The organism is Lelliottia wanjuensis, from assembly GCF_030238365.1.
Classification (GTDB): domain Bacteria; phylum Pseudomonadota; class Gammaproteobacteria; order Enterobacterales; family Enterobacteriaceae; genus Enterobacter; species Enterobacter wanjuensis.
The window spans coordinates 234,369-241,917 of record NZ_JASSOT010000065.1; the positions used below are offsets into that span (position 1 = coordinate 234,369).

Here is a 7,549-nt window from a genome sequence, read left to right on the forward strand (position 1 = left end):
TTTTCGGAAAGCGTCTCGCAAATTTAGTTCGATATTGGCGTGTCCTGCAAAATAATCTTGCCGAGTGACAATAAGTTTTCTATGTTCCTGCTAACGGATCCGGTAGTAAGCAAATGGTGTTGTTACTCTATGATTTATATGGTGAATATCATGAAAAAGATATCTTATGAACGGATCTATACATCCCAGGAATACCTCTCACCTTTGGGTGAAATCCACCATCGGGCTCTCTTTGGTGGATACACATTAGCCGTCGACGAAGCGGTCTTTGCGATGGTCTCTGATGGCGAACTCTATCTGCGGGCGTGTGAGCAAAGCGCCCAGTACTGTGTAAAACAGTCCTCCTCCTTTTTAACCTTACTTAAACGGGGCAGACCGGTTCTGTTGAATTACTACCGCGTGGACGAAGGATTATGGCAGGACCGCGAAAGGCTGTTGCAGCTCTCAAGCTTTGCGCTCGAAGCAGCCCGGCAGGAGCGTTACCAGCGGCATCAGCGGCGGCGACTCAAAGATTTGCCCAACCTGACGTTCCAGATTGAAATTCTCCTGTGTGAGGCGGGCGTCACCAGTGAAGCGATGTTACGGACGCTGGGGGCAGAGGCATGCTGGCTGAAAATCAGAGCCCTGAACCGGCACCTTGGCGTCAAAGTGTTGTTTGCACTGGCCGGGGCGATTGATGGGCTGCATGAGGCGGCGCTCCCGACGATCAGGCGTCGGGAGCTGATGGAGTGGTTTAACGCGCTTCCTGTACTGCCGGAAAATCATTCCGGTAAGTAGCGATTTGCTGCTGCAGGCGGCAAATCTCAGGCAGAAGGGCGATGAGCAGACCGATTTGCTGGAGCACGAGCGGAGCCTTGGTGTCCGCACCGGGGGCGAAATGCGCAATACGCTGGCTAAGTTCATCTATTGCATTTCGCACGCCCGGCTCGTCGACCGGACGGTGATGGAGCGCATCATCGACGTAGCACACAGCATCATCCAGCAGTGCGAGGATGTTCGGATCGGTGAGCTGCTCGCGATGCGCACCCAATGTTGAAATGTAACTGGTGAAGGTGTGGTTCAGACACAGCAGGCGGAAAGCGACTTCACGAATTTCTGCGGTCGCGCGCGGCTCCGTTGACATGTTTGACACCACCGACGCCAGTTCCGCATCGCGATTATGGGCATCACGACGGGCAATGCGATAGGCCAGACGGTTGTCGCGGCCCTGATGGTACTGCTCGAGGATCGCGTCCAGATAGCGGCAGTTGGCATTTATCGCCAAATCCAACGCGCGCGGCAGATTGCGAAAACGCCAGTCCGGCCAGATAAAACTCACCGCAGCCCATGCGATGGCGCAACCAATTAGCGTGTCGATGATGCGCGGCAGGGCGACCTCAAATCCTTCGCCCAGCAGGTTGAAGCACAGCAACACCAGCAGGGTAATAAACATGGTCGCGTGAGCATACTGGACATTACGAAAGGCGAAGAACAGCACACCGGTAATGACGATCAGGATGAGCTGACCTTCTACGGAAGGGACAAAATAGAGCACCGGCAGACCAATGGCGACGCCGACGAGCGTGCCGATCACGCGCAGCGCCAGACGATGGCGGGTGGCGTTATAGTTTGGCTGGCAGACAAACAGGCTGGTGAGCAAAATCCAGTAGCCGTGGTGCAGGCCGGTGATCTGTATAAAGGCATAACCAACGCACAGGACGGCGGACATCCTCACCGCATGGCGAAAGAGGGCAGACTCCGGCGTGAAATTGCGGCTTAAACGCAGCCACATATCCGCGAAGCCGTGCGGGCTGTCGTCCGCGAGCTGGTTTTCCGCTTCGTTACCCTGCATGGAGAGCGCCTGCTCAGACTGGATTGTCGCCAGCTGCGCATCGATGGCGCGCAGATTGTTCAGCAAGAATCCCAGGGCTTTCATCTGTTCTGGCGAGGTGCCGCTGGCCTGCACGCGATCGAGCGCCGCATCAAGATGGCTGAACGCCCGCTCGAAGCGAGGATCGTGCTGGTAAGGAGTTCTTAACAGAATCGATCGCGCCAGCTGCTGGCATGCCTGGGACTGCATCGACAGCAGTCGCTGGAAGCGGAACATCACGTCGCTATAGCGGAACTTCTCGCGCAGGGCAGCGTACTGTACATGCGACGAGCTGGCTCGCTCGTGAATATCCTGAGCCACAAAGTAATAATGCAGCGTTTGTCGGGTGCCGCGCTGACCACGATCGCCGCGCAGACGCGTGAGTAGCGAGGCTTTAGTCTGATTCAGCGTGGTGACCAGCTGTCCGTTGGCCAGCGCCAGATCGTAAAGCGGGGCCTGACTCTCTTCTTCGATGTCCGGGTCGAACAGCCGGGATTTGAGTTCCAGATAGTGCGCCAGCTGTTCATAGCTGCGCGCGAGATTGTCCTGTAGCGGACGAATCGGGAAGATCAGGTGCCCGGTCAGGGTCAGCAGGTTATACCAGATCGCCCCCACCAGCAGCAGAAGCGGCTGTTGATACCACTGGTCGTAAAGGGACACGCCCAGCATGGTGTAGATCGCAATCAGCAGTGCGCCAAAGGCGATAGTCGCGTAGCGCTGTCCCAGCCCGCCCAGCAGAATAAAGCCGGTGGTGGAGATCATCAGACCCAGGGCAAAAAGCCACGGCCAGGGGAAGAGCAACTCGACGGACGCCGAGGCGATGAAAAAACAGATCAGCGTAATCACCAGATTGCGCAGCCGTCCGGCCAGGCGATCGTCAAGGTCGGCCAGCGCTCCTGCCACCACGCCAAGGGTCAGCGGAATGGTCAGCTTAACCTCGCCGAGCCACCAGGGCACGGCTGCCGCGCCGCAAAGCGCGATAAAAATCCTGACGTTATAGAGCCAGGCACTGTTCCATGTGTATCTGCGAAGCAACGGGCTTAGCATAGGGGCGGCGTATCCTTAGTTACTGAAAACGACGGCGGGCATTCGCTTCGCGCGCGGCCTGAGCGACTTCTACCGGCACCACGCGGCGACCGACGGGCCACAGGGCAATCGCGGCGATCTTAAAGTTGGCGATCCCGACCGGGATCCCAATAATCGTAATGCACTGCGTGATCCCGACCGCGATGTGCATCAGGCACAGCCACCAGCCGAAGAAGATCAGCCATAACATATTGAGCAGCGTTCCGCCCGTATTCATCAGGACGCTTTTGCTCTCCGGGTTAAGCTCATCCACATGAACGGCTTCGTTGCCGTAGGGCACCAGGGAGAGTTTAGTGATCTCCCAGCACGAGCGCGTCAGGGGGAGCGTGAAGATCAGAACAATGCTGACCAGCGTGGCAAATAGCCAGGAAAGGGTGGTGGCAAAACCGCCAAGGACAAAATTCAAAATATTCAGAACGGTACGCATAAAGCCTCACTTCCTTTCGATATGATTAAAGCCTGATGATTGTAACGTTTTTTTAGGCTGGAGCACCTGAAAACTGGCGGTTAAACTAATGGGCAAACACTCTCTTCGTGGATCAGGCTGGACATGGAACTAAAAGCGACATCATTAGGCAAGCGCCTGGCGCAACATCCGTACGACAAGGTTGTCCTTCTTAACGCCGGGGTGAAAGTCTCCGGTGAACGCCACGAATATCTCATTCCATTCAATCAACTGTTGGCTATCCACTGCAAACGCGGCCTGGTGTGGGGCGAGCTGGAATTTGTCCTGCCTGCCGATAAAGTTGTGCGTCTGCACGGGACCGAATGGGCCGAAACCCAGCGCTTCCACCATCATCTGAGCACGCTCTGGCAGCAGTGGAGCGCGGAGATGAGTCAGGTGGCTGAACAGGTGTTGCAGCAGGTTCTGGCGGATATCGCCCAGAGTCAGGAGCAAAAGAAATGGCTCACCCGCGCTCAGACCGCCGGAATGCAGCAGCGTATCCGCCAGGCGCTGACGGCGCTGCCGCTGCCCTCGTCTCGTCTTGATGAGTTTGAAAACTGCCGCGAGCCGTGGCGTCAGTGCAAAGCCTGGCTGACGGATATCGACCAAAGCCGACTGGCACATAATCAGGCCTGGACCGATGCGATGCTGGCGCAGCACGCCGAGTTTTTCCAGAATATCGAGTCCTCTCCGTTAAACCCGGCGCAGGCGCGCGCGGTGGTCAACGGGGAACATTCGCTGCTGGTGCTTGCGGGCGCGGGCAGCGGGAAAACCTCGGTGCTGGTGGCGCGAGCCGGATGGCTGCTGGCCCGCGGCGAAGCCACAGCCGACCAGATTCTGCTTCTGGCCTTTGGACGTAAGGCCGCGCAGGAGATGGACGAGCGGATTCAGGAACGTTTACACACGCGGGATATCAGCGCGCGGACGTTCCATGCCCTGGCGCTGCACATTATCCAGCAGGGCAGCAAAAAAGTGCCGGTCATCAGCAAACTGGAAAACGACACTCAGGCCAGACTTTCACTGTTTATCACCACCTGGCAGCAGCAGTGCAGCGAGAAAAAGGCCCAGGCAAAAGGGTGGCGTCAGTGGCTGGAAGAGGAGCTGAACTGGACGGTGCCGGAAGGCAGTTTCTGGCAGGACGAGAAACTGGCGCGTCGCCTCGGTTCACGGCTCGATCGCTGGGTGAGCCTGATGCGCATGCACGGTGGCTCGCAGGCCGAGATGATTGAGAATGCGCCAGAAGAGGTGCGGGCGCTGTTTTCAAAACGCGTGAAGCTGATGGCTCCTCTGCTGAAAGCCTGGAAATCGGCGCTGAAAGAGGAGAATGCGGTCGATTTCTCCGGGCTGATTCATCAGGCCATTATTATTCTCGAAAAAGGCCGCTTCGTTAGTCCGTGGAAACATATTCTGGTGGACGAATTCCAGGATATCTCCCCGCAGCGCGCCGCCCTTCTGGCGGCACTTCGCGCGCAGAACAAACACACTTCGCTCTTTGCCGTGGGGGATGACTGGCAGGCGATTTACCGCTTTAGCGGCGCGCAACTGTCGCTGACCACCGCTTTCCATCACTATTTTGGCGAGGGCGATCGCAGCGATCTCGACACCACGTACCGCTTCAACTCCCGCATCGGTGAAATCGCCAACCGCTTTATCCAGCAGAACCCGCATCAACTGGTGAAACCGCTGAACAGCCTGTCTGCCGGGGATAAGAAAGCGGTGACGCTTTTGCCGCAGGATCAGCTGGAGGCGCTGCTGGACAAGATGAGCGGCTATGTGAAAGCGGAAGAACGAATTTTGGTGCTGGCGCGCTATCACCACCTGAAACCGGCGATACTGGACAAAGCCGCCACCCGCTGGCCAAAGCTTACGCTCGACTTCACCACCATTCATGCCAGCAAAGGCCAGCAGGCAGATTACGTGATTGTGCTTGGGCTGCAGGAGGGCAGTGACGGCTTCCCGGCCCCGGCGCGCGAATCGGTCATGGAGCAGGCACTGCTGCCGGTCGTGGAGGATTTCCCGGACGCGGAAGAGCGTCGTCTGCTGTACGTGGCCATTACCCGCGCACGCCATCGCGTCTGGCTGCTGTTCAACAAAGATGAACCGTCGCGCTTCGTGGATATTCTGAAGAATATAGATGTGCCGGTGGCGAAGAAGCCTTAAAGATTAATGCCGGGCCAGGCGAAGTCGCCGCCCGGCATAAACACTTACTTCAGTCGTTCAGCCAGATAGCGCGGATAATCCGGGATCAGGATCTCAATCGGCGCGTTGAACTGCGGTGACTCAATAATAAAGTCGGCGGTAGAGAGGTTAGTGGCAACCGGAATATTCCACACGGTCGCGAGGCGCAGCAACGCCTTCACATCCGGATCGTGCGGCACCGCGTTCAGCGGGTCCCAGAAGAAAATCAGCACATCAATTTTCCCTTCCGAAATCTGCGCGCCCACCTGCTGATCGCCGCCCAACGGGCCGCTCAGCATAGCATTCACTTCCAGCCCGGTTTCACGCTGGATCAGATTCCCGGTGGTGCCGGTTGCAGACAGATTGTGTTTTTCCAGCAGAGCCTGGTGGCGCTGAACCCAGTTCAGCAGCATTTGTTTACAGTGATCGTGCGCGACCAGCGCGATGTGTTTGCGCTCCGGCAGGGTACGTGTTGTCAGTTCCATAATCTTTTCCGTCAGGTTCAGGTTAACTGGCTACACGATGACGGGAACCGCCTGACGCTGCAAGAGAAAGGGCGAAAAAATGTGGCTCAGGACGAAGGTTGTTGCTTCGCCCACTGTAAAAAACGCGTGCGGGTGTCGGGATCGGCCTGCTGAAACCAGAATTTGAGGCGCTGCTCGGTCAGCGTCTGCGACTGTGGGGGGATCACATCCAGCTCAGACACGCCGGACAGCAGCGTGCTGTCATCTGCCATCATGGTGGCAAACTTGGGCAACGACGCGGTTTTGCCCGCTTTGTTATAGCGTTCCGTGTCCGCTTCGTAATCCAGCCCTTTCGGGGTTTTGGTCAGCGCCAGAATGTCCAGTTTCACCGGGATGGGCATCGCATCGCCGTCCAGCAGCTCCAGTTTTGGCGCGGCTTCAAAGGATTCGGACTCTTTTTCCGTCTCCAGCCGCGGCAGATTAAAATTCACCTGGCTGATTTTCTGCGTGTTAAAGCTCACCACCAGCGGCGGGGAGATGTAGAGGCGCTGCTCGTGGTTGGAGAGGCGAATGTTTTTCTCGATGCGAAAGACAATCTGATGCGGCCCGTTATCCAGTTCGATGCTGTCCGCGCCGCGCAGCAGCGAACTGGAGACTTTTTTGCCGTCGAGGACCAGCAGGTCAATGTCCGTGGATAATCGCAGCGTTGTGGCATAAACGCAGACCGGCATCAATAATGCAATCACAGCAGAGGCAATGCCGGTCTTCATAAGGCGCTCCTGTCGAAAATACTTTCGTCGTAATAATGTATCTAAATTTTTCGATAAACACGTTTACTAACATATAGACATATTCCAGGGTTTTGCCCTCATACAGATGTATGGGATGAATGGTTGCCTGAAGGGCTTTGGCGTACACTTTAAAAAAAGCCAGGAGAAACACCATGAAAGAGAACGAGATTATCGCCATTCTGACCTCGACCCGTACCATCGCGCTGGTGGGCGCGAGTGATAAACCCGATCGTCCCAGCTATCGCGTAATGAAATATCTTCTCGACCAGGGCTACCACGTGATTCCAGTTTCACCGAAAGTGGCGGGCAAAACGCTGCTGGGGCAGCAGGGCTACGCAACGCTTGCCGATGTGCCTGAGAAAGTCGACATGGTGGATGTGTTCCGTAATTCAGAGGCGGCCTGGGGCGTGGCGCAGGAGGCGATTGCGATTGGGGCGAAAACCCTGTGGATGCAGCTTGGCGTGATTAACGAACAGGCGGCCGTTCTGGCGCGCGATGCCGGGTTAAACGTGGTGATGGATCGCTGCCCGGCGATTGATATCCCGCGACTGGGTCTGGCGAAGTAATAAAAAAGCCCGATTGTGGACTGCACCCCAAAAGTTGGACACACAACTGATTAAGGTGCAGTTTTTTATGGCAAAGCCAAAATATTCCCTCGAAACCAGATTAGCTGTCGTCAATCACTACCTTGCCGGAAAAGATGGAACACATCGTACCGCTGAACGTTTTGGGGTTG

General features: G+C 56.5%; 7 protein-coding genes. 3 read left to right on the forward strand and 4 right to left on the reverse strand.

From position 1 onward, the window contains the following. Positions 1–150: 150 nt before the first annotated feature. Positions 151–777 carry a TfoX/Sxy family DNA transformation protein gene (locus QQF33_RS18985; protein WP_285145403.1) on the forward strand — a complete coding sequence of 209 codons (627 nt, stop codon included), beginning with the start codon at positions 151–153 and terminating at the stop codon, positions 775–777. Here QQF33_RS18985 and yccS read toward each other — a convergent pair. After that, on the reverse strand, positions 734–2,896 hold the full coding sequence (gene yccS, locus QQF33_RS18990) for a YccS family putative transporter (RefSeq protein WP_285158422.1): 2,163 nt from the start codon (positions 2,894–2,896) through the stop codon (positions 734–736). The two genes, QQF33_RS18985 and yccS, sit on opposite strands and share 44 nt — an antisense overlap. A gap of 19 nt (positions 2,897–2,915) precedes the next feature. Next, the gene (locus tag QQF33_RS18995; protein WP_282492412.1) at positions 2,916–3,362 is read right to left on the reverse strand and encodes a YccF domain-containing protein; all 447 of its coding nucleotides are present in this window, start codon (positions 3,360–3,362) and stop codon (positions 2,916–2,918) included. A gap of 123 nt (positions 3,363–3,485) precedes the next feature. Between QQF33_RS18995 and helD the strand changes: the two genes are divergently transcribed. Further along, on the forward strand, positions 3,486–5,540 hold the full coding sequence (gene helD, locus QQF33_RS19000) for a DNA helicase IV (protein WP_285158423.1): 2,055 nt from the start codon (positions 3,486–3,488) through the stop codon (positions 5,538–5,540). Between the two features lie 44 nt (positions 5,541–5,584). Here helD and mgsA read toward each other — a convergent pair whose 3' ends face one another. After that, the gene (gene mgsA / locus QQF33_RS19005; RefSeq protein ID WP_282492414.1) at positions 5,585–6,043 is read right to left on the reverse strand and encodes a methylglyoxal synthase; all 459 of its coding nucleotides are present in this window, start codon (positions 6,041–6,043) and stop codon (positions 5,585–5,587) included. Positions 6,044–6,129: 86 nt separating this feature from the next. Then, positions 6,130–6,792, reverse strand: coding sequence for a curli synthesis inhibitor (gene csgI / locus QQF33_RS19010; protein WP_282492416.1), 663 nt, complete (start codon positions 6,790–6,792; stop codon positions 6,130–6,132). A gap of 173 nt (positions 6,793–6,965) precedes the next feature. Between csgI and QQF33_RS19015 the strand changes: the two genes are divergently transcribed. Next, the gene (locus QQF33_RS19015) at positions 6,966–7,379 is read left to right on the forward strand and encodes a CoA-binding protein (protein WP_282492417.1); all 414 of its coding nucleotides are present in this window, start codon (positions 6,966–6,968) and stop codon (positions 7,377–7,379) included. The last annotated feature ends 170 nt before the right edge of the window (positions 7,380–7,549 follow it).

Excerpts from the sequence above, each read along its gene's own strand:
- QQF33_RS19015 (WP_282492417.1), top strand. The coding sequence starts at position 6,966 with ATGAAAGAGAACGAGATTATCGCCATTCTGACCTCGACCCGTACCATC.
- csgI (WP_282492416.1), bottom strand. The coding sequence starts at position 6,792 with ATGAAGACCGGCATTGCCTCTGCTGTGATTGCATTATTGATGCCGGTC.
- yccS (WP_285158422.1), bottom strand. The coding sequence starts at position 2,896 with ATGCTAAGCCCGTTGCTTCGCAGATACACATGGAACAGTGCCTGGCTC.
- QQF33_RS18985 (WP_285145403.1), top strand. The coding sequence starts at position 151 with ATGAAAAAGATATCTTATGAACGGATCTATACATCCCAGGAATACCTC.
- helD (WP_285158423.1), top strand. The coding sequence starts at position 3,486 with ATGGAACTAAAAGCGACATCATTAGGCAAGCGCCTGGCGCAACATCCG.
- QQF33_RS18995 (WP_282492412.1), bottom strand. The coding sequence starts at position 3,362 with ATGCGTACCGTTCTGAATATTTTGAATTTTGTCCTTGGCGGTTTTGCC.
- mgsA (WP_282492414.1), bottom strand. The coding sequence starts at position 6,043 with ATGGAACTGACAACACGTACCCTGCCGGAGCGCAAACACATCGCGCTG.